Origin of the sequence: Thalassomonas actiniarum, from assembly GCF_000948975.2 — a bacterium.
Classification (GTDB): Bacteria; Pseudomonadota; Gammaproteobacteria; order Enterobacterales; family Alteromonadaceae; genus Thalassomonas; species Thalassomonas actiniarum.
Map to the genome: position 1 here is coordinate 4462899 of NZ_CP059735.1, position 21885 is coordinate 4484783.

Consider the following 21885-nt stretch of genomic DNA (forward strand, 5'->3'; position numbering starts at 1 on the left):
TGCAAATAATCACACTTTTTTTACGGTAAAAAATACTTTTCTAAACAATAAACTGCCCTGTTTTCCACGATAAAAAACCGTAATTAGACTCTCAGGCATTCGCGCAATTACGCTGTTCTTCTATACTTTTTACTTCTGTAATTTCCGCGTACTTTGCAGTAGGGATTGACTCTTTAAAAAAGGAATTTCAATATGCCGCTATTAACAAAAGCTGTTGCATCATCCGTATTCTTTTCTTCCAGTTTAGCCGCACTCCTGACCTTAAGCAGCCATGGCGTCAGTGCCAACAACGAACTGGGTGTTGATGACCCGGTGAATGAATTACCCGCCGAATTTGACCAGTTCAGGCACCTGGAAAATCCCGTGCCTCCGGATGATTATTCCGAGGTAGACAAGGCTCTGTTCGAAGGGCAGGACCCGGGTAGCGTTGATTTAGAAGGCAACCCGCCGCCGCAGCCGAGAACGGCCAAGATCAGCCAGGCGCCCTCAAGCACACCTGTGCCCCTTGATAATTGCGTGTTGCAGGACAGGGTGCTGCAGTTTGAAGCCATCTTTTCCAGTACCAATGTTATCCGCCGGGCGGGATTAAGACTCTTTGCCAGCCCTATGACCTTGTGCGACGGCTACGGCGACGGCCCTGTCGACCCGGGCCTGGACAGAACTTTGCTGGGCAACCGTCCGGTACTGCAAAACGGGCAAACGCCGTTTTTGCGTTTGCATGGTCTGGATGCCCAGGCTTGCCTGGAGTGCCACAGCATCAAATCCAACCGGGTGATCCCGGCAACCTTTGCCGTGGGCGGCTCGGGTCCGTCATCGGCCAGTCCTTTCCCTATGATGACGCAATATGACGGTACAGACCCTGATAGCAGCGGCGTGGTAGAAGCCCCCTTTGAACTCAACGAAAGTGCCCGGGCGATCAATCCCCCCGGCATCTTCGGGGCCGGCGGCATCGCCCTGCTCGCCAAAGAAATCACCCTGGATTTGCAAAACCTGCTGGCAACGGCCGAAGCCAACCCGGGCAATATTGTTGCCCTGAACTCCCACGGCATTAACTTCGGCACTATTACCTGTACCGGTCCCGGCAGCTGCAACGGGCAAAATATTGAAGGCCTGACCAATAACCTCGACAGCCCGGATCCCGGGGCCACTTTACAGGATCTCACCGAAGTGCTGATCGTCAGACCCTTTAGCCGCAAGGGCTCCTTTACCACCACCCGCGCCTTCGATATCGAAGCCACCAAATTCCATATGGGTATGCAGCCGGTGGAAGAAGTCAGTTATTTTACCGACCCCGACGGCGATGGCGTTACCAATGAATTATTTGTCGGCGAACTCAGCGCCATGTCCTTGTTTTTAGAAGGGATAGAACCGCCGGAGATCGCCAGCCCGTTAAGCGACGAGGCCAGCGCCGGTAAAGAAACCTTTAGCGCTATCGGCTGTGCCGATTGCCATATTCCCAGCCTCACCACCCGCAACCGTTTTCTGCCCTTTAGCTTCCCCCAGGTCGACTCGGATCCGCTGCAAAATATCTACCGGGTATTGAACCTGCAAAACCATGGCTTTCCCCTGGCAGGTTTTGGCTCGGGGGTCCGGGTGGATTTATTTTCCGACTTAAAAATTCATGACATGGGCCCGGGGCTGGCAGAAGCCAACGGCAACAGCCGCTTTACCACCGCCAGGCTGTGGGGAGTTTCCGACAGCGGCCCTTATATGCACGACAGCCGGGCGTTGACGCTGCGCGATGCCATCTTATACCACGACGGCGAAGGGGCCACGGCCAAGGCAAACTTTGCCGGATTAAGCGCCGTAGAGCAGAGTCATTTACTGAAGTTTTTAGGGGCTTTAAAGAGCCCGGCGAATCCGAATATCGGCTTGTAGCTTATTTGCCGTTAGCGTTAAAAGCAATAGCAGAAGGCAGGGAGAGCAAGCCGGGCTCCCTGCCATTACCCATTACAATTTTTTGATTTTTCTTGCCGGATTTCCGGCATACATGTAACCGGCTTCCACATCTTTAGTAACCACACTGCCGGCGCCAATGACGGCATTATCGCCCACTTTCACGCCGCCGATAATGATCACCCCGGCGCCGAGCCAGACATTGTTGCCAATACAAATATCCTGAGCGTAATTATGTTTTTCCAGCCTCAGGGCCGGATCGCTGTCATGGCTTACCGCCAGCAGCTGGACATTGGGACCAATCAGGCAGTCATCTCCTAAACTCACTTGCCCGCCATCTAAAATTGTGCAATTGATATTGATAAAGACCCTGTGCCCTAAGCTGATCCGGTCGCCGTAATCACAATAAAACCCCGACTCAATGACCACCTGCTCGCCACAGGTTTTAAGCAGCTGCTTAAGGCGTTTTAAATTGCCTTTGCTTGGACTACGGCCAAACTGGCGGCAGATTTCATGCACCTGCTGACGCTGCTGAATCAACTGGGGGGTTAAACTGTCAAAACGTGTTTTCATAAAAGCGCCACCATTAGGATATCTGGCGGCATACTAAGATATATGACGGTGATGAAGCAAGAGCAAGGGACTGTTTTCTCTTGCTTTGGTTGTTTCTGCTGTATAAGGTTACTCGCCAGTCTCTGTGGCTGAGTTTTTTGCTTTTTGGGCCGCTAAGGTGTGATTGTCTTGCTCAAGGCTATCACGGCTAACCTGGTCAACGCCGATACGCCCTATGCCCGGTAATTCAATGGCCAGATCAAAAATATCAAACTCAAAATTGAGCCCGAGCAGGTTTAATTCCAAGCCTTCTTCGACACCGACCGTCACTGCCAACATCCCCAGCAGAGAAAACTGGTAGCCACTGCCGCTCGGAGAAGGACCGACCAACCGGGTTATCGGCGAATAATCTTTTCCGATTGCCGTTGACGGCAAGTCCAAGCCCAGCTCAGGTACGGCGCGGGCAATGCTGGCGGTAAAGGTATTGCTGTTGGGGCCGGGATAAGCCTGGTATTCGTTTTTATAGGGATAATCGGCCACCGCCGCTGCTATCTTGTCAATCAGCTGGTCGGCATCTGGTGCCCGGTAATCGAGTAACAATTGCGGCTGGTGTCCCCACCAGTCCCTGTCCGGCAGGCTCTGGCGCACCACTAACGCGGAATTATTGCGCCTTAAACGCCAGCCGATAATTTCATAACTGGTATAGTGTTGCTCGCCGCTGCGCTTGGTGCTGATCCAGGTATGCACCGAAACCGCCTGTTTTGCCCCCCAGGTGCGCGCCGCGTAAACCTGGATCACCGCTCCGGTGTACTCGGCAGGTTTGGGCGCAAACAAGCCCCGGGTTTGTGCTTTATTGCTGCTGCAACTGCTTAAAAAGCCAGTAAATAAAATCACGGCAATACTGGCAAGTATTATTCTGAATAACTTTTTCAAATGAACTTCCTGTTGATGGCACTGGATTAATTATTCTTGGCAATTAGCGCATTTTCCACCCGTACTTTTTGTCCCTGGCGCAAAGTCTCACCGCCGCGGACTATAACATTGTCGCCGGAGCTGATGCTGCCGGAAACCGAGATCCAGCGGCCAACCCCCTGACCCACCAGCACATTCACTTTATTGGCGGTATTGTCATCTTCCAGGGTCAGGACAAAGGTTTCTTTTTCCCGTAATACCAGGGCATCCCGGGGGACTAAGGTCGCCATGCCCGCTTGCTGTTTGGGTAAAGAGACAGTGACCGCAGCGCCCGCCAGCAGATCAAGGTTATCCGCCGCCAGGCGCACATCAAAGGTGCGCGATGTCTGTTCGCCTGCTTTGCTCCAGCTTCTGATCGGCAGCTCCACCAGCTTATCCTGCCATTTGACCAAAACCCTGGCATCGGCTTCTAAATAAGAGGCGATGCTTAACGGCGCCGCCACCCGGATATCCAGATGACGGGTATCCACCAGCCGCACCAGCGGGCGGCCCACTTCGATTAACTCCCCCAGGTGGGCAAAACGTTCGCTGATATTGCCGCTAAAAGGCGCCACTACCGTACTTTTTTCTATGTCCAGCCGGGTCTGTTCTACCATGATTTCCATGGCAATCACTTCATTTTCCGCCACCGCCAAATCTTTGATGATACGCTCTAGTTCACTTAAGGCGGTATTGTTTTTCTGGTTTAATGCCGACATACGCTTTTTTTGCTTGCTCAGGTAAGCGACATCCGCCTGGTATTGCCTTACCCGGGCCTGCTGCCGGGCCAGTTGCAAGTCTAAATGGCGTTTATCCAAGCGGGCGATCACCTGGCCTTTTTCCACTTGGGTGCCCGCCTCGGCTATCCATAACAGCTGCCCGGTCTGCTCGGCGGAGATCGGCGCATTGGTGCGGCTGACGACATTGCCGGGCAACCACATGGTCGGACTGACCTGCTCGCTTTTTGCCGCTTCGATACTGACCAGCTGGGCATTATTTTCAGCCGCCTGTACTTGCCAGGCACTCATGGCGGCAAAAAGACAGCTTGATAATACTGCGGGAATAAACTTTTTCATCTGATGCACCTTAGTTGTTACAAACAACTTGTCTTGTTAATTTTTTCTGTTCGTTTAGTGTGACTGCCAGACCTGGAACATCTGCTCCGGGCAAACTCGGGTTACTGGCTTAACGCCTGCTTGTTCGCTCCGCCAGGCAAAGATTTAAAAGCAAAATCTTTTGCCGTTAAGCGCAGCAAACAAGGCAATAAAATAATGGTAAAGATGGTACTGACCGCCAGGCCGCCGACAATCACCGCCGCCAGTCCGCGATAGATGGCGCTGCCGGTTCCCGGGGTTAACAGCAGAGGCAACATGCCGAAGAAGCTGGTGGCGGTACTCATAAAGATAGGACGCAAGCGCAGGGCCAGTGCCTGCTCGACCGCATCAATCCGGCTCATGCCCGACAACTGGGCCTGGCGGGTTTGGTGCACCAGTAAGATGGCATTGTTAACCACTAAGCCGAGCAAGATGACAAAACCTATCATGGTCAGTAAGTCCAGCGGCTGGAACACAAACAGGTTCAGGGTTTGCAGCGCCAATATCCCGCCCACGGTCGCCAGCGGTATAGTGATCACCACCAGCAGGCTGTCTTTGACGGATTTAAATAACGCCGCCATCAGCAGGAATAAAATCACTAAGGCAAAGACAAAGTTTTCCGCCATGATACCGATGGCTTTTTCCAGCTGATCGGCGCTGCCACCGTAAATAATATTACCGTCATCCGGCATCACGGCTTTGAGCTTAGGCTCAACCTGCTCTTTTAATGCGGCTATGGTTTGCTCCAGCGACCAGCCCTGCGGCGGATTGATGTTTAAAGTAATGGTACGGTTGCCGTCGATACGGGTTAACCGTGTAGGACCTACGGTACGGCTGATATCCAAAAGCTCAGATAACTGCATAATGGAACCGGTACCTGTGACCACAGGCACATCAGCCAGGTTATCGGGGTCGTCCCAGCCGTCGGCCCTTAAGATCATATCCAGGCGTTTGCTGCCGTTAAAATATTCACCGACATACAGGCCGTCCCCTAAAGTACGCACCACCCGGCCCAGATCCCGGCGGTTCCAGTCCTGCTCCAGGATATTGCGATCGTTTGGCGTTAACCTCAGTTCCGGCTCATTCATTTCTGTGCCCGGATTCGCCTGCACCGTGGCGCCCGGTATCGCTTCCCGCACCCAATCCAGTCCCTGGCGCGCCGCCTGTTGCAGGCCCTGGGTATCTTTAGATTGTAAATTAACCTCCACCTGGCGGCCGCCGCCAAAACCGCCAAATAAATTGCCCTGGTTGGCAAAAACGCGGGTATCGGGCAGATCCACCAAAATTTCATTGCGCACCAGATCAAGAAGTTCATTTACCTGGCTCTGATCTTTGGCCCGTATGCCCATATTGCCGCCAAAAGGTCCACTAAACAGGTAATAGTTTTTCAGTGCCGGCTCTTTGGTGCCGTCCATATAAGGCTGTAAGCGCTCAACAATAGGTTTGACCACCTCCTCTTCTATGGTATTGATATTGGCGCCGGGGGGAAAACGTAAATTAGCATCAACCGCATCGCGTTTTACCGGCGGCAGATAATCTAACGACGGCATCGCCAGATAAGTCACCACCAAAGGGATGGCTAACAGGCTAAGCGACAACAAGACTCGTTTTTTGCCTGAGTTGGTCAGCCACATTACCTTGGCGGTGATCGCCTGCCACAGCTTTTCATTGGGGTCGTTCATGCTTTGCTGTTTAAGCAAATATTTCGTCAGCACGGGCAATAACACCACGGCAACGATCAGAGACACAGACACGGCGATGGCAATGGTGAGCGCCAAATCGCCAAAAAGCTGGCCTTCGATGTCTTTGAGGAAAAACACCGGCAGGAAGATAGCTACCGTGGTGGCGGTGGACGCCAGCAGCGCCCCCCACACCTGCTTGGCCCCTTTCTCGGCGCTGTTGTGCCGGTCTTCCCCTTTATCCCTTTGCCGCAAGATATTTTCCAGCACGACAATGGCGGCATCCAGCACCATGCCCACGGCAAAGGCCAGACCCGCCAGGGAAATGACATTCAGGGAGCGCCCGGTAATATGCAGGACAATAAAAGTGGTCAGCAGGCACACGGGAATGGCGGTCGCGATAATCAAAGTGGCGCGCATGCGGCGGATAAAAAACCATAATACCGACAAGGACAACACCACCCCGGCAAACAGGTTGCTGGTGACCAGGTTAATCGCCCGGTAAATAAACACGGAAGCATCAAAAGACTGCACCATCACCAGCTTTTTCTCCGCCAGCAGCTCAGTATTGATCAGCTCAACTTCGGTTTTCACCCGGTTTAGGGTGTCTAAAACATTGGCGCCGCTTACCCGGTCGATACGCATGGAAAAGGCCGGGTTGCCGTTTTGTATCGCCAGGTTTTGCCTGTCGTTTCTGCGCACATCCACAGTGGCGATATCACTGAGGCGGATATTGCTGCCGTTGCGTGATGCCAGCAGCAGGTTTTCCAGCTCATCCACCTGGTATTTACCGTTAAACCTTAAGGTGTACTGGCGCCGGCCAACATCGATAAAGCCACCGGAGACATCGTTGCTTTCTGATACCAGGGCAATAAGTTCTGGGATCTCAATGCCATATTGCGCCGCCTTTACCGGGTTGTAACGAATTTGCAGCTCTTCGCGATTTTGATCGGTAAAGGTCTGGACGCTGGAAACCCCTTCTACCGCTTCCAGCCGTGGCCTGATAACATCATTGGTAAAGTCGACATATTCATAAATGGATTGCTCGTTACCCGGCAGGGCCTGTAAAAAGAAGAAGGTCAACGCCGGAGTACCGCCGCCAAAACCCCCCAACATAATGCGCGGCGGCGTGGCATCCCGCGGCAGGTTCTCCACCCGGGTCATACGGCTGATCACTTCAATCAGGGTCTGGTCCATATCGGTTTCAACACCAAACTCCAGGTTGATAAAAGAAGCGCCGCGGTTGGCATAGGCATTCATAGATCTTAACCCGGGAATACCGCGCAAGACCTGCTCCTGGGGTTCGATGATCTGGGATTCTATTTCCTGGGGAGAGGCCGCCCGCCAAAACGTCTGGATACTGATCCGCGGACGCTCGATATCGGGAAAAAGCTGCACCGGCAATTTGAACAGGCTGAGTATGCCAAGCAACAAAATAAGTGCAACCGCAACCGCAACGGCTGCCGGACTGGTCAATGCACTGGAGGTGAGTTTCATGTGGCGCTCCCAATTGGAATTCTTATTTCATTTGCCATAAAACATAGCAGGGAGAGGTAATTACGAAACTTGTTGTACGACTAACGGAGACTAAAATACGGTGAATGGCTTACGGGAAAGACTTTGCAATGGTCAGACATACTTTGACATATTTGTCGCCGTTAACGGCGCCGATAGCGGCAGCAACACTAAAAATTATCTATAACAACTTAACTGACAATCATTTACCTTGCTGTTACTTTTGGAACAGGAGAATAAAACGATCGGTTTTACGGCGGATATCCGGATGAAAGGGAGAGATCTCCCGGCTGTCTTTGTCATTAACCAATAAATCGCTTTCTTTGATCAGTTTAAAACCTTTTTGTTTAAGCTCACCAATCACATAAGCCTTATCGATACGGTGCAGATCCTGGCTGTATTTCGTACCGCTACCATCGGGGGCCGAATGGTCGATGATCAATAATTGTCCGCCGGGTTTTAACGCGGTTTTCAACTGACGGATAAAATCATCTCTATCGATTTTCCAGTTTTTATCGACATGATAGATATCGTGATAACCCAGGATAAAGAAAATCATATCCAGGCTCTGATCGATAAAGGCCAGATCGCCGGTTTCCCTGTCATGACGGATCACATTTTCCAGCCGGTTGTCTTTTAAGCGCGCCGCCACTTCTTTACCGACATGGGGCAGATAGGCCTGGTTATTGTGTAAATACACCCGGCCGTAAGGGGCGATTTTTTCGGCGATTAACTCACTGTAATAACCCCCGCCCCCCAGAATATCCGCCACTACCATACCGGGTTTTAACTCTACCAGCTCAAGAACCTGCCGGCCCTTACGGTCAACATCCTGCTCCAAATCGCTTGCTGAACGCTCACCTTTAACAAACACTGCCTCCTTGGCTGCGAAACCGGGCAGGCACAGAGAAAAGCTCAAAACTGCTGTTAGCAATAATCGGGGCAAGGTTAACATGTAAAATCCTCATCTATCCGGTCGCATAACGCGTATGATTTTCTCACTCAAGTATAACAGCGAATTGAAAAAAACCCGTTCCAAAGGGAAGTTAATCCCCAATTATCAGCAGGTTCGCCCCCTATACCCTTTTTGGCCAAAACTGAATGTTACTGCTGCAACTCCATTTGCCCCAGGCGATAAATCAGCAAGGCGGCTTTTTCAATGTTTTTGCCAAAACTGGTGATATCCGCCACTTCATCTTTGGTATGACCGCCCCTGCCCATCAGGCCCAAACCGTCGAGCGCCATAGAGACATGATCGGCAACAAAGGAAATATCCGCCGCCCCCGCCTTTCTCGGGTTGACCGCCACCACAGGACCATAGCCTAACTGCTCACTGATCTTGCTATACATGTTTAATAGCTTACGGTTGCCGTGGCTATCCGCCATCGGTGGATAGCCTTCAGCAAAATGTAACTTTGCATCTGTCTTGTGAAGATTGTCGCTAACAATGGCCTGCATGATTTTTTTTGCCTGCTCAAGCTGCCGGGATGACACCGCCCGGATATCCCCTTTTACTTTAACGGTTTGCGCCACCACGTTACTTTTACCAAACGCCCGGGCCTGGGATTTTTCTGCCAGGTCTTCTATCCGGGTACCGCCAATAATCAGGCCGGGGTTAAAGGTTAAATTTTCCAGCCCGGCAAGCTGTTGGCGAAACGCCTCCAGGATACGCGCCGCTTCATAAATAGCGCCGTCGCCAACTTCCTCGGTAAAGATTTGTGAGGAGTGGGCAGGTTGGCCGCTGACAGCTAAAGTCCAGCCACCGGCGCCGCGCCGGGTGGTTACTGCGGTTTTAATATTGCTGTCGCCGTCTTCAAATCCCAGGGCAATGTCCGCCCATTTCGCCGCATCAATAAGCACTTTTTTCGACAGTGACAAAGGGCGGCCGCTGCTTTCTTCATCGCCCGTCATCACCACCCGGATGCGAACATTGTCCAGTAGTCCTAGTTTTTTCAGCGCCCTCAACGCTGAGACGATAATGACATCCCCCCCTTTCATATCCGTGATCCCGGGTCCGGCAATTTCACTGTCGGAGAGTTTTTGAAAACGCTGAAAATCATCCTCTTTGGCAAAAACCGTATCCAGGTGCCCTATCATCAAAATTTTAGGCCCGCGTTGACCGTAACTGGCCACCAGGTGACCGGCGCGGTTAAAGGCTTTTCCGTCAAGCCACTGGCTTTGAAAACCCAGCTCGCTAAGCTGCTGCAAAAACACCCGGCCGACCTTTTCCACCCCGGGGAAATTCATGGTACCGCTATTGATATTCACCACTTGCTCCAGTTCGGCTAAGGCCTGCGGTAAATCCTGTTTAACCTGTTTGACGATCTGAGTTTCCGTGGCGCTCAAGCTTAAGGATTTTGCAGCAACCACGGCGCTTGTCCCGGATAAAATCAATACCAGTGAAATGAGTAAGTGTTTCATTTTCAACCCGCTTTATTAAAATCAGCCAATAAAAGAATAGCTGATACTCCCCGATCTTTTTCTTTATTACAAGAGCTACAAGCGGTTTTCATGACTAGCGCAGCGGCAGGAACACGTCGGTGATCATTTCCTGCTCAGCTACCTCAGGGAAAAAGCTTACCCGCTGGAAAAACAGCGGGAAATCCCTTAACTGCTCGCCGCTTTGCTCAAGCCAGGGGCCGTATAGGTATTCGATACCCGCGCGCAGGTTCTCATCCGGGCCGATATGACGAAATACCGCGCAGCGCCCTTCGGGGATTTCCTTAAGTTTCACCCCGGCTGCATTTTCTTCGACTTCACCGGTAACGCCAGCGCAAAGATCAAAACGAAAGTCCTGCCCTTCACAGGCATGCGGGTCATCATAAACCAGATTAAAGGTCTCACTTACCTTAGGAGGTAAGTTATTGGCCTTGCGCCAACTGATAAACTTGGCAATGGAATGACCGAGCAATTCCGGCGCCCCCCTGTGCTCTAATACCGCCACTTGCCTCTTGGCAAAAAAGACAGTATTAACGGCTATTTCACCCGGTTTTTGTTTCATTATCTGCTCCCTTAATAGTGTTAATGCCCGGTATTTGTCAAACCAGGGCTGCCATTGTGGCAGCTTGCGAAAACTTGACGGGCTTTGCCCGAAACTGGTTTTAAACGCCCGGGAAAAGGCTTCCGCGCTTTGGTAACCGTTTTCCAGGGCGATATCAAGAATGCGGATTTCACTGCGATAGGCCAGCTGATAGGAGGCCCGCTTTAACCTCTGCAGCCTGATATAATCGGCGGGGGTAATGCCAAACGTCAGGGAAAACAGGCGGTGGAAATGATATTTTGACAGGTTGGCCTGACGGCTGAGGCTATCGACGGTCAGCTCGTCCTGCAAATGGCTGCCGATATAACTTAATGTCTGCTGTAACCTTTGCCGGTAATGCATTAATTTTCCTGCTTGAACCTTCAGTTGTTAGTCAATAACACTAGTTTATCCTTTCTCTTTACCGGGTTCTTGATAAAAGTTGCGCATCACTTCGCAGACAAAGAGTTATTCACGGATGCCAATAGCGGCCATTAAGTGTTAACGTATCTGCAAATCAGCGCTTCGTTATTGGAACCACTTAAAAAATGCAAAAAAATAATAACAGCATTGCCTTGTTTATTTTAATCCTGGGCCTGTGCGCCGCCGTTTATGTCCATCACAGCGTAAAACCTGTGTGGCTGGAGCAGAGTTATGTCTATGATACCTATACCACGGACGCCGGGCAGCTGGCTTATAAATACAAAGGCAAAGAAGTCCTGATCGGCGAGCTAGTGCCTTATCGGGACTCGGCGTTAAACCAGGCCAACCTGGACAAAAGCAATCAAGCCCCCCCGATGAGCCAGCAATGGGTCCGGGATGAAAATAAGCAAATTAAATTATTAAAACCCGCTTTTCATTACAGCCTCTGGTCGTTATTGCCGGCGCTGATCACCATCGCCCTGTGTTTATTGACCCGGGAGCCGTTAACCGCTCTGTTTAGCGGTATTGTCACCGGCGCTTTGATTTTAGGCCAGTATGATCTGATCGATAAGGTGATCATCCCGACCATTGCCACCGAAGGAACTGCGGCCCTGCTGGTACTCTATCTCTGGCTGTTAGGGGGCCTTTTGGGGATCTGGTCAAAAACCGGTGCCGCGCAGGCCTTTGCCCTTTTTATGACCAGACATTTTGTCAAAGGACAGCGCTCCGCCAAGCTGGTGTCCTGGTTCTTGGGGGTATTATTTTTCCAGGGGGGCACCATGAGTACCGTACTGGTGGGTACCACAGTGCGGCCGCTGGCAGACAAGGCTAAAGTCAGCCATGAAGAAATGAGTTATATCGTTGACTCGACCGCCTCACCGATAGCCTCGGTGCTGGCCTTTAATGCCTGGCCCGCATATGTACAGGCGCTGATCTTTATTCCCGGGGTTTCTTTTTTAGCCACCGAAGCCGATCGCATCGCCTTCTTTTTCGCCAGTATTCCTTTTAGTTTTTACGGCATACTCGCGGTCACCGGCACCTTATTATTAAGTTTAAATATCACCCGCTTTTCCGGCGCGCGTATCCGCCAGGCCCGCCACAGGGCATTAACCACGGGACAACTTGACGCCGACGATGCCCAGCCGTTAAGCGCCAAGGAATTGCAAAGCAGCGATGTACCCCAGGGTTACCGCCCCCATGTGCTGGAATTTGTACTGCCGCTAACCACTTTAATAGGCATAGCGGTGATCACTTTTATTACCCTGGGCTCACCTAAGGTGAATTGGGCGTTCGGGGTGGCGTTATTATTATCCGCCTTTATCGCCCTGGGCAAAGGCATGTCGCTGACAGATCTTATCGACGGCTTTGGCAACGGCTTAAAAGGTGTGGTGCTCGCCTCGATGATCCTGATGCTGGCGGTGACTATCGGCAGCCTGAGTAAAGAAATCGGCGGCGGTTTGTACCTGGTGTCACAACTGGGAGAAAGCCTGCCATTTTGGTGCCTGCCGGTGCTGTTACAACTCATTACCATGCTGATTGCCTTTTCCACCGGCACCAGCTGGGGCACTTATGCCATCGCCTTTCCGCTGGCATTACCGCTGGCCTGGGCAGTCGCCCAGTCTCAGGGGTTGGCCAACCCGGAACTGTTTATGATGGTGTGCTTTGCCACTGTGCTTAACGGCAGTGTTTACGGCGATCAGTGCTCGCCGATTTCCGATACCACGATTTTGAGCGCCATGACCACGGGATGCGATTTGATGGACCATGTAAAATCCCAGCTGGTGCCGGCAACCTTGGCAGCAAGTTTAGCCGCGGTATTATGGACACTGACGGTGTTTTTCTTTGCCTAATCACCTCGGACAAAGGGCGTTATTGTTATCAATAGCGCCCCGACTCCCGTAAAACTAAGCAATAGCCAAAATACTTTATTAATTTCTGCATTTCCCGCCCTCTGTTCAGCTTAGGTTCAGTTTACTTTTCCTATGATCAACCATAACAGCCAAGTTAGTTTTTATTGAGCTGGTCATTTACATAACAATACAGGTGAGTCTATGAAAACCCTGAGCCCATTATTTTATACCCTGATGAGCGTATCCCTGCTGTTAAGCGCTCCACCGGCCCTGTCGCTACCTTATTCGGATGAAAATAACGAACCCCGGGAAAGCGGCAATATCCAGGTAGAAGCGGTAAAACATTTCAGCGAAGCCGAACTTGCGCAAATCCTGGCGCCAATCGCCTTATATCCGGATACGATATTAAGCCATATCTTAATTGCCGCCACTTACCCGTTAGAAGTGATCCAGGCGGAGCGCTGGGTCAGTGAACATTCAGATCTCAGTGCAGAAGAAAGCCTGGAGCAGGTAGAAGAGAAATCCTGGGATCCCAGTGTTAAAGCCCTGGTACCGTTTCCGCAGATTCTTGAGCGTTTAAGCGATGATCTCGACTGGACCGAAAAACTCGGCGATGCTTTTTTACAGGACGAAGCCAAGGTACTCGCCGGCATACAAACCCTGAGGCAGCAGGCACAAAAGGCCGGCAACCTGGATAACATGGAAAACATGGAAGTGAGTAGTGAAGATGACAATATCATCATACAACCGATAGAAAAAGAAGTGGTGTATGTGCCCTATTACGATACCCGGGTGGTCTATGGCAACTGGCACTGGGCACACCATCCCCCGGTTTACTGGGACTTTAGCTGGCACAGCGGCCATCGTCATCACTACCACCATGGCCACTATGGTCATCATTATGGCGGCCATCACGGGCTGTTTTCCTGGCATCCGGGAGTGCATATCTCCTTTCATCATTACTTCAGCGCGGTGAACTGGCACCACAATCACCTGGTGGTATTAAAACGCCGTCATTATACCCGGGGTTACTACCACAGAAGGGATATTATCCGCCATCATGGCAGCAAACGCTGGTATCATAATCCGGTGCACCGCAGAGGCGCGGCTTATCGCAGCCATATCGTCAAAAAGCGCTATCACAGCAGCCGCCCCAGCAAGCAGTATATTGTCAGGGAGCGCAAACATGAACGCCAGTTAATTGCCAGCCAGGGTTATAAAAGCAATCACCTTAAGGCAAAAAACAAAGCCGTGGCTGTTAACCGGTCACAGAATGCCACCCGGCAACAAAAACTCACCCGTCAGTTAAAGTCCGGTCAGGCAAGAGAGATCAAGTCCTTAAAATCGACTAAAGCCAGTTATCAAAGTAACAAGACTAAACGGCAGCTAAATACAAGCACCAAGCATAAAGCTCAGGTGAAAAGCCGCAACAACTCTTCTTACAAGGCAAGCCAACCGAGCTATAAAAAACCTAAGAGTTACGCAAATAGCAACAGCGCGAAGAAAAACTACAACCGCTCGATAAACACCAACAAAAGTGTCCGGCCAAAAAGCTCAGCAAGTGCCAAACATAGCGCCAAGCGCAGCAGTCACCAATATCAACGCAGCCGCCAGGACAGGCGTAATAGAAACATCAAGGAAAGATAAGGTAAAAGGGCGGAGTTTTAAGCGTTAATACAGCGCCGATAACGTCAAAACGGTCCTGTGCTTTAAGCAAAGGACCGTTTGTTATAAAGATTGCCGGGTAAGCTCAGTGCCCGGGATAAACTACTTGGCCACTTGCGCCAGGTTGTCTTTCCAAAGATTGCTCACCTCTTCCGTGGTTTTAGTCACCACGGCATAAGCATCTGTTGCCGTTTTGGTGATTTTAGACTGAAAGCTGTCGACAAAAATCTTATGAGATTCAACCGCACTGGCAATATCACTTTTCCCGGCCATTTCCTTGGTATGGGCTACGCTGTCCTGCATAAGTGAAGTGACAAATGAAGCTTGTTGATTAACCAGTTGCTCTGCCGCTTTTGCATTGATATCAGCCAGAGTATTTAAAGGTTTCATCACGTTAGTAAATTGTTGGGTAAATTGATTAAACATATTTAAGTTCCCTCTTCCACTGTTACGCTGCACTGCAGCAATTGAGTTCAAAACAAGTTTACCCGCTAATAAAAAGAAAAGCCACCACTATTTTTGTGCAGCGCAACAAAAATTAATTGTTTGACATTTGCTCTTGATTTAAAAAGAGTTTTTTATAGCTAAAAAACTTGAGAATAAAGAGCGGGGAATAAAGCTGTGGATGAAACCTTCATCGGCTGTGCCTTCTCCGGGCAAACAAATAGCAGGCGATTTACCCGGGGAGAGCTTATTGATAATTCATACTTTGATAAGTTAACAGCAGCAAACCGTGCTGCTTTTTCACATCAGCGATTGAGGAAATTAATGCCGGATATTTGTTCTTCGGTAAAGGCTATGTATTCATCACGTAATTCTGTGGTCAGCTCTAACAGTTCCTGGTTTTTGCTGCTGATTTCTTCGCCTAATTGCTTGGTTATTTCAGCCTGCTGCGAAGAGATTTGTTGAAAGTCAGGTTTATCACCCAAAGATTTTAAACTGCTGATCCCGGCTTCTGTTGCCAGGGAGAAAATTTCCATTTGCTTCTGGGCCAGTTTCTGCCAGGCATTTAAATTGATTTGTCCGAGTGAACTTATCCCTTTAAAGCTTTTCTCGCCGACTTCTTTATATAAGCCCATGTTATCTGTGAAATTAACCATAATAGCCGCTCCTGTTGCTATAAAGTAAACCTTGTGTCGGCAATTGTGCGCCGCAACATTCCTTCTGCATAATGGTTTATTTTTTAATCGATGTCAAACCTATTCAGGCAGTTTTTTTCCTGTTAAAAACAGGACTTCTGGCCCGTTATTTGCCGTCTTTATCGTCCCGATCTCCCAGGCCCGTTGATTGCAAAAAAGCCTTCTGCATATCAGACCACATCTTCATATTTTGCTGCGCCAGCTTACTGACGTTTTGCAGCGGATCCTGCCCCGCCGTTGGGGTAAACATATTTTGCTGCTTGGCAAACATAGACAGGCTTTCTTCCAGGTATTGGGCAAAAACCCCCTGCACCGTACCGCCATAAAAACGTATCAATTGTGACAATACCGCAACGCTGAAAATAGGTTTGTCATTGGACTCTTCTTCCATAATGATCTGCAGTAAAATCGACCGGGTCAAATCTTCACCGCTATTGCTGTCCTGTACCTGAAATTCAACGCCGGTTAATACCAGGCTGCGGATATCGCTCAGGGTAATATAACGGCTTTCGCCGGTATCGTATAAACGGCGGTTAGGATATTTCTTGATGATCCGGGAGTCTGACATAATTGAAAACCTTATTTTTTATTTCATATAAATTTCATCATTTGCCGGTAAGTGTACCTGTGATTGACATGAATTGATATCCAAGGCTCAAGCGATAAATAAGAAAAAGGCCGGTGTAGCAATAACACCGGCCTTTCGTTAACTGCCATGCCCTGATTTTGTCTCAGGGCATCATGTCTACGGCATTAATACATATGCTGGCCGCCGTTAATGGCCAGGTTAGAGCCGGTAATATAACCGGAATCAGGGGAAGTTAAATAGGCTACCGCAGCCGCTATTTCATCCACTGAGCCCATCCGGCCTACCGGGATACCTTCAATGATTTTTTGCTGAATTTCCGGTGCTATTTTCGCTACCATAGGCGTTAACACATAACCGGGAGAAAGGGTATTTACCGTGACCCCTTTACGGGCAACTTCCTGTGCCAGGGCTTTGGTAAAACCATGGAGGCCGGCTTTGGCGGCAGAATAATTGGTCTGGCCGAATTGGCCCTTCTGGCCGTTAACCGATGAAATGTTCACTATGCGCCCGTAACCATCGGTGATCATGTCATTGATCACCTGGCGAGTCATATTATAAACACTGTCCAGGTTGGTGGTAATGACATCGCGCCAGTCATCCTGGTCCATCTTTTTAAATTGGGTGTCCCGGGTAATGCCGGCATTGTTTACCAGGACACTGATATTACTGCGAGTTTTTTCTTTTACATCAGCGATACAGATGGCACAGGACCTAAAATCGGTGACATCGCCATAGCTGATGTCAATTTCAAAACCCTGTTCACGCTGTGTGGCCTGCCATGCTCTGGCCTGTTCATGATCACCGCCTCTATTATAACCGGCGACAACACGATACCCGCTTTTTACCAGAGATTGGCAAATTGCAGTACCTATACCACCTGTACCACCGGTTACTAAAGCTACTTTTTGAGTCATAAACCTTTCCTTGTGTTTTTTATGGTTGTTAAAAATTCTTTTCTGAGTATAGCTGTGATTAACAACGGGTCTTCATGACCGTGCCACGCTACATTCAACCTTTTATTTCGGGTGTTAAAACCTGAAATAAATACAGCGGATTGAAAATCCTGCTTACGGTTAAAACTGAAAAACTTTCAGGTAAAAAATGTCTTCCAGCTATTCATTTATACCCAAACCACTCACTCAACGGCTACTTTTAGCTTTATCGAAAATAACATCCCAGTTCTATTTCCGGATAAAGAATAACCATTGTATTTCATTATTTTACAAATACCAGTAACTTAGGGTAATTAGATATTATTTTTTTATATAGCATTGAAAAACAATAGAATTTCATTAACTTTCAGCCAGGACAGCAACAATCCCCGGCCCGACAGGCTTAAACCTGGCTTTACATTGTAAAAAAACTCATCTATAGATTTATTTGCTGCAAAGCAACATCCAACAGCTTGCCCGGCATCAATCAACTTAAAGGGAAGTGTACTTATGTTTTATGAAAATTTTGTGACTTGATTGATGAAAACCTAGTATTGCTAAAAGTATCGCTACAAAAAATTATCGCTGACGTCATAAGCCGCTTTTTCGTTACAAGTAATTTTGCAAAGGTGATTATATGCTATATCAATTACACCAGGCCTATACCCAAACAGTTGCCCCGATTAATGCTTATATGCAGCATATGCGCAATTTTTGTACCCAGCCCTGGTCCCCGCTAAGTTATACCATGACAGGCAAAACCATCGCCGCCGCCGCTGAAGTGGTGGAACGGATCACCGAGAATTATCATAAGCCGGAGTTCGGCATTAAATATGCCAGTATCGGCGGCAATAAAATCGCGGTAACAGAAGAAATTGTTGTTGAGAAACCCTTTTGCAAATTGCGCCACTTCAAACGCAATGCCACCTTTGACCAGCCCAAACTGCTGGTAGTCGCCCCTTTATCCGGCCACCATGCCACCTTGCTCAGGGGCACGGTTGAACACCTTATTTCCGATCATGAGGTCTATATTACCGACTGGGAAAATGTCCGGGATGTGCCTGTCAGCCATGGCGGCTTTTCCCTGGACGATTACATTAGTTACCTGATTGATTTTTGCGAATTTTTATCAGACGTTCACATCGTGGCTATCTGCCAGGCAACCGTGCCCACCATAGTGGCCGCCACGGTAATGGCCGAAAGAAAGGTCGATTTCCAGCCCAAATCCATGACCTTGCTCGGCGGCCCGATAGATACCCGGATCAGCCCGACGGATGTCAATGATTATGCCATCTCCAAAGAGCTGCAATGGTTTGAAGAAAATGTCATTTGTACCGTACCCGAGACATACACCGGCGTCGGACAAAAGGTGTACCCGGGCTTTATCCAGCTCACCGGCTTTTTAAGCATGAATTACAACAGCCATGTCCATAAGCATTTCACCTTTTTCGGGGATCTGATCAAAGGGGATGGCGACAGCGCCGAAAACCACAGAAAATTTTATAATGAATACCTGGCGGTCATGGATATGCCCGCCGACTATTATCTCGACACCATACGCCGGGTCTTTATCGAGCATCAACTGCCCCAGGGAAAAATGGAATACCAGGGAAAAGTCATTGATTGCTCCAAGGTTGACCAGGTCGCCCTGCTGACCATAGAAGGTGAAAACGATGATATCACCGGGGTGGGACAGACCGAGGCCGCACACCGTATCTTAACCGGCATTCCCGAAGACATGAAGTTTCATTATGTACAAGAAGATGTCGGCCACTATGGCGTGTTCAACGGCCGCAGGTTCCGCCAGGAAATAGGGCCGCTGATCAGGCGCTTTATCACCACCTATAATCAACCCAGGGATAAGGCTCAAGAACAAAGCATGGAGCAGGCCCTGTAAATTAAAAAGGCTATTTGACAAAAAGGACATCAGGGGAAACGGCTCCCCGCTTCTCCCGATGTCCTTAACGCTTCTGTTAAAGATTTGTCTTTAAAGGTTATACCGCTTCATTCAACGGCGGATTGTCGATATCTTCCAATTTCACTTTAACATAACGCCCGGGCGCCGCTTCAATCACTGGATATTGCTTAGAGCCAAGCTCAGGCGCGGCGATTTTCTTGCCGGCACTTTGTTTAATCCAATCACTCCAGTGCGACCACCAGGAGCCTTCTTTCTTCTCTGCTGTCGCCAGCCAGTGCTCTGCCCCCTGATCAGCATTGCCGTCTACCCAATAATGGCGGCGGTTTTTACTCACGGGATTAATCACCCCGGCAACATGGCCGCTGGCCCCTAAAACAAATTCCTTATTGCCGCCAAAAAGCTCCATACCTTTATAGGTACTTTGCCATGGCGCAATATGATCCCCTATGGTGGAAAGGAAATAACAAGGGATTTCTATATTGCCCAGGTTAATATCGCTGCCGCAAATATTGAGGGCATCGGGTTTACTCAGGTTATTTTCCAGGTACATCTGGGTAATATAAAAACGGTACATTTCATAAGGCAGGTTAGTCGAATCGCCGTTCCAGTATAAAATATCAAACGGCGCCGGTTGCTTGCCTTTAAGATAATTTCTCACGACATAAGACCAGATCAAATCATTGGCCCTGAGCATATTAAAGGCCACCGCCAGGTTACGGCCGCTGAGTACGCCCTTTTGTTTCGCCTGGGCCAGCAAAGACTCTATTTGCTGGGGATCGATAAACACCGAAATATCACCCGGCTCTTCAAAGTCCACTAAGGTGGTTAAGAAAGTTGCCGACGCCACCGAATTATCTTTACGCGCCGTTAAGACCGCCTGGGCACAAGCCAGCAAAGTACCGCCGACACACCAGGACAAGGCATGCAGGGATTTTTGCCCGGTAATTTCTTTCACCCGGTTAATGGCGTTAATCACCCCAAGTTCAACGTAATCATCCCAACTCAGCGAACCCTGTTCTTTCGTGGGATTAACCCAAGAGATCAAAAAAGTATTTTGCTCCTGTTCAAGGCAATAACGGACAAAAGAGTTATGCTCTTGCAAATCAAGAATATAATATTTATTGATACAGGGGGGCACAATCAACACCGGCTGCTGGTACACCTTCTGCGTTAACGGTTTGTAATGAATGAGCTGAAACAGTTCATTTTCATAAACCACCGCCCCTTCGGTGACCGCCAGGTTCTCCCCAAGCACAAAGGCGCTTTCATCCGTCATGCTGATGCGGCCTTTATCCATGTCCGAGAGCAGGTTATTCAAGCCATTGACCAGGCTCTGGCCATTGGTTTCAACCGCCTCCTTGATCACATCCGGATTGGTCATGGCAAAATTATCCGGCGACATGGCATCAATGAATTGCTTGGTATAAAACACCAGCTTTTCCTGCTCTGCGCTATCAAGAGCGGCGCTGGCCGCACTCTCATTAAGCAACTTCGAGGTCATCAGATATGACTGCTTAATATACTCAAATACGGGATTATTCTGATACTGCTCCAAAGAGCTGGTCAGCTCTTTGGCCTTCTCTGCGGCCTGAGCCGGCTGGCCGCCGACTAAGGCGGTCCATAATTTCATGTGTTGCTGCTGATATTGCTCTACCAGGCTTAACCAGGAAGCAGGATCTTTCAACGCATCCTGGGTGAGTTTGAACCACTGCTGACTAAAATCTTCGATGGCCTGCTTGGTTTCTGTGGAAGAAAAATTTGCCAGCATCTTGCTGGTTTCATCGTTTAAATATTGGATAAAATCTTGACCTACTGCCTTACCGCTACCCATAAAACTACTCCGCTATCTGCCCTGTCAGGCAAAAATCTTGATACAAATAAACTCAGCACTAGTCAGTATTGTGTTAACACTGGGATAGCGCAAATTTAAACGGGGTTGCTAGCCAAAAGCCCAACATCTGTCGGGCTTTTACCGTCAACAAAGAAAATTATGATTTAGCCGGGGTGGTCGCTGGCTTCAGCGGCGAGCTTGGGGTTGCACCGTTACTCTTATCCACCTGAGGGATCACCAGCTGGGACTGAGGTTCGGTTTTTGCTGCTGCCACCGGTTTCGCCTTAGCAGCAGGTTTAGCAACGGCTTTTGCCTTGGTTGCTTTAGCAGCAGATTTAGCGCCCGCCTTGGTGGCTGCACCTTTACCTTTGGCCGGCGCTTTCTTGCTTGCGGTCCGGGGCTTTTTCTCTGCGGCTTTTTTCGGCTTTTTCACCACTAATTCCGCCGGTACCGCAACACTGGTTTTTTCCTTATCGCCGGGTTGGGTAAAATTAAATATCGTCGGGTATTCCGCCTGGACTTTATTGATGTTTTCAACAACTTCTCCAGCAAACTCAGAGAATTGCTGGCTTTGCTTTTGTAAATAACTTTGCTGAAGTTCCCAAAAATCCTTAGTATCATCAAGGGTAGATATTTTCTGTACCTGCTCTACCGCATTATTAAAGCTCGCTTCAAGGAACTGGCTTTGACTGGAGATCAAGTCACTGATAAAGGACTGGCCAAGCGAGGCTGCCTGAACCAGAGGAAAAGAAAAGGGTTGGTTAAATGGTGTCTGGTTATCTTTCATGATCTATCCTTAAATCAAATTTTATTAGTTTTATTGCTAATATTC

The 21885-nt window shown here is 49.3% G+C and carries 17 protein-coding genes; 4 read left to right on the top strand and 13 right to left on the bottom strand.

Annotated elements, in window-relative coordinates; genetic code table 11:
- Window positions 1-192 precede the first annotated feature (192 nt).
- Entirely contained in the window at window positions 193-1878 is a 1686-nt protein-coding gene (locus tag SG35_RS19385; RefSeq protein ID WP_044835556.1) for a di-heme oxidoredictase family protein, read from the top strand.
- 72 nt (window positions 1879-1950) lie between these two features.
- On the opposite strand, the gene SG35_RS19390 is transcribed toward SG35_RS19385, so the two are convergent.
- The 7 genes from SG35_RS19390 to SG35_RS19420 all read right to left on the bottom strand — a co-directional run bounded on the left by SG35_RS19390 (window position 1951) and on the right by SG35_RS19420 (window position 11069).
- Window positions 1951-2469, bottom strand: a complete 519-nt coding sequence (locus SG35_RS19390; protein WP_044835555.1) for a sugar O-acetyltransferase — start codon at window positions 2467-2469, stop codon at window positions 1951-1953.
- A 108-nt stretch (window positions 2470-2577) separates the two neighbouring features.
- Complete coding sequence (locus SG35_RS19395) at window positions 2578-3381, bottom strand: DUF3750 domain-containing protein (RefSeq protein ID WP_053043392.1); 804 nt, start codon at window positions 3379-3381, stop codon at window positions 2578-2580.
- Window positions 3382-3407: 26 nt separating this feature from the next.
- Complete coding sequence (locus SG35_RS19400) at window positions 3408-4475, bottom strand: efflux RND transporter periplasmic adaptor subunit (RefSeq protein ID WP_053043391.1); 1068 nt, start codon at window positions 4473-4475, stop codon at window positions 3408-3410.
- 101 nt (window positions 4476-4576) lie between these two features.
- Window positions 4577-7669, bottom strand: coding sequence for an efflux RND transporter permease subunit (locus SG35_RS19405; protein ID WP_044835554.1), 3093 nt, complete (start codon window positions 7667-7669; stop codon window positions 4577-4579).
- A gap of 235 nt (window positions 7670-7904) precedes the next feature.
- Window positions 7905-8561 (bottom strand): class I SAM-dependent methyltransferase, encoded by a 657-nt coding sequence (locus tag SG35_RS19410; RefSeq protein WP_160298388.1) that lies wholly within the window; start codon window positions 8559-8561, stop codon window positions 7905-7907.
- Between the two features lie 230 nt (window positions 8562-8791).
- Window positions 8792-10108 (bottom strand): M20/M25/M40 family metallo-hydrolase, encoded by a 1317-nt coding sequence (locus SG35_RS19415; protein WP_044835553.1) that lies wholly within the window; start codon window positions 10106-10108, stop codon window positions 8792-8794.
- Window positions 10109-10202: 94 nt separating this feature from the next.
- Window positions 10203-11069, bottom strand: a complete 867-nt coding sequence (locus SG35_RS19420; protein ID WP_044835552.1) for an AraC family transcriptional regulator — start codon at window positions 11067-11069, stop codon at window positions 10203-10205.
- Between the two features lie 185 nt (window positions 11070-11254).
- Between SG35_RS19420 and SG35_RS19425 the strand changes: the two genes are divergently transcribed.
- Window positions 11255-12979 (top strand): Na+/H+ antiporter NhaC family protein, encoded by a 1725-nt coding sequence (locus tag SG35_RS19425; protein ID WP_044835551.1) that lies wholly within the window; start codon window positions 11255-11257, stop codon window positions 12977-12979.
- 201 nt (window positions 12980-13180) lie between these two features.
- On the top strand, window positions 13181-14626 hold the full coding sequence (locus SG35_RS19430) for a DUF3300 domain-containing protein (protein ID WP_044835550.1): 1446 nt from the start codon (window positions 13181-13183) through the stop codon (window positions 14624-14626).
- A gap of 120 nt (window positions 14627-14746) precedes the next feature.
- Here the strand turns inward: SG35_RS19430 and phaP are convergent, their stop codons facing one another.
- The 4 genes from phaP to phbB form a co-directional block, all read right to left on the bottom strand.
- Complete coding sequence (gene phaP / locus SG35_RS19435; RefSeq protein WP_044835549.1) at window positions 14747-15070, bottom strand: TIGR01841 family phasin; 324 nt, start codon at window positions 15068-15070, stop codon at window positions 14747-14749.
- Between the two features lie 323 nt (window positions 15071-15393).
- Window positions 15394-15744 (bottom strand): phasin family protein, encoded by a 351-nt coding sequence (locus SG35_RS19440; protein WP_044835548.1) that lies wholly within the window; start codon window positions 15742-15744, stop codon window positions 15394-15396.
- Window positions 15745-15889: 145 nt separating this feature from the next.
- Complete coding sequence (gene phaR / locus SG35_RS19445) at window positions 15890-16351, bottom strand: polyhydroxyalkanoate synthesis repressor PhaR (protein WP_044835547.1); 462 nt, start codon at window positions 16349-16351, stop codon at window positions 15890-15892.
- 185 nt (window positions 16352-16536) lie between these two features.
- On the bottom strand, window positions 16537-17286 hold the full coding sequence (gene phbB / locus SG35_RS19450; protein ID WP_044835546.1) for an acetoacetyl-CoA reductase: 750 nt from the start codon (window positions 17284-17286) through the stop codon (window positions 16537-16539).
- 655 nt (window positions 17287-17941) lie between these two features.
- Between phbB and SG35_RS19455 the strand changes: the two genes are divergently transcribed.
- Complete coding sequence (locus tag SG35_RS19455; protein ID WP_044835545.1) at window positions 17942-19201, top strand: polyhydroxyalkanoate depolymerase; 1260 nt, start codon at window positions 17942-17944, stop codon at window positions 19199-19201.
- A 97-nt stretch (window positions 19202-19298) separates the two neighbouring features.
- Here the strand turns inward: SG35_RS19455 and SG35_RS19460 are convergent, their stop codons facing one another.
- Together SG35_RS19460 and SG35_RS19465 are read right to left on the bottom strand one after the other, a co-directional pair.
- Complete coding sequence (locus SG35_RS19460; protein ID WP_044835544.1) at window positions 19299-21053, bottom strand: PHA/PHB synthase family protein; 1755 nt, start codon at window positions 21051-21053, stop codon at window positions 19299-19301.
- A gap of 157 nt (window positions 21054-21210) precedes the next feature.
- The gene (locus SG35_RS19465; protein WP_053043390.1) at window positions 21211-21840 is read right to left on the bottom strand and encodes a phasin family protein; all 630 of its coding nucleotides are present in this window, start codon (window positions 21838-21840) and stop codon (window positions 21211-21213) included.
- Window positions 21841-21885 lie beyond the last annotated feature (45 nt).

What these genes read in the sequence shown, in the direction of transcription:
- SG35_RS19415 (WP_044835553.1), bottom strand. Translation starts at nt 10,108, where the DNA reads ATGAAACACTTACTCATTTCACTGGTATTGATTTTATCCGGGACAAGC.
- SG35_RS19425 (WP_044835551.1), top strand. Translation starts at nt 11,255, where the DNA reads ATGCAAAAAAATAATAACAGCATTGCCTTGTTTATTTTAATCCTGGGC.
- SG35_RS19405 (WP_044835554.1), bottom strand. Translation starts at nt 7,669, where the DNA reads ATGAAACTCACCTCCAGTGCATTGACCAGTCCGGCAGCCGTTGCGGTT.
- SG35_RS19460 (WP_044835544.1), bottom strand. Translation starts at nt 21,053, where the DNA reads ATGGGTAGCGGTAAGGCAGTAGGTCAAGATTTTATCCAATATTTAAAC.
- SG35_RS19440 (WP_044835548.1), bottom strand. Translation starts at nt 15,744, where the DNA reads ATGGTTAATTTCACAGATAACATGGGCTTATATAAAGAAGTCGGCGAG.
- SG35_RS19420 (WP_044835552.1), bottom strand. Translation starts at nt 11,069, where the DNA reads ATGCATTACCGGCAAAGGTTACAGCAGACATTAAGTTATATCGGCAGC.
- phbB (WP_044835546.1), bottom strand. Translation starts at nt 17,286, where the DNA reads ATGACTCAAAAAGTAGCTTTAGTAACCGGTGGTACAGGTGGTATAGGT.
- SG35_RS19465 (WP_053043390.1), bottom strand. Translation starts at nt 21,840, where the DNA reads ATGAAAGATAACCAGACACCATTTAACCAACCCTTTTCTTTTCCTCTG.
- SG35_RS19390 (WP_044835555.1), bottom strand. Translation starts at nt 2,469, where the DNA reads ATGAAAACACGTTTTGACAGTTTAACCCCCCAGTTGATTCAGCAGCGT.
- SG35_RS19400 (WP_053043391.1), bottom strand. Translation starts at nt 4,475, where the DNA reads ATGAAAAAGTTTATTCCCGCAGTATTATCAAGCTGTCTTTTTGCCGCC.
- phaR (WP_044835547.1), bottom strand. Translation starts at nt 16,351, where the DNA reads ATGTCAGACTCCCGGATCATCAAGAAATATCCTAACCGCCGTTTATAC.
- SG35_RS19385 (WP_044835556.1), top strand. Translation starts at nt 193, where the DNA reads ATGCCGCTATTAACAAAAGCTGTTGCATCATCCGTATTCTTTTCTTCC.
- SG35_RS19455 (WP_044835545.1), top strand. Translation starts at nt 17,942, where the DNA reads ATGCTATATCAATTACACCAGGCCTATACCCAAACAGTTGCCCCGATT.
- SG35_RS19430 (WP_044835550.1), top strand. Translation starts at nt 13,181, where the DNA reads ATGAAAACCCTGAGCCCATTATTTTATACCCTGATGAGCGTATCCCTG.
- phaP (WP_044835549.1), bottom strand. Translation starts at nt 15,070, where the DNA reads ATGTTTAATCAATTTACCCAACAATTTACTAACGTGATGAAACCTTTA.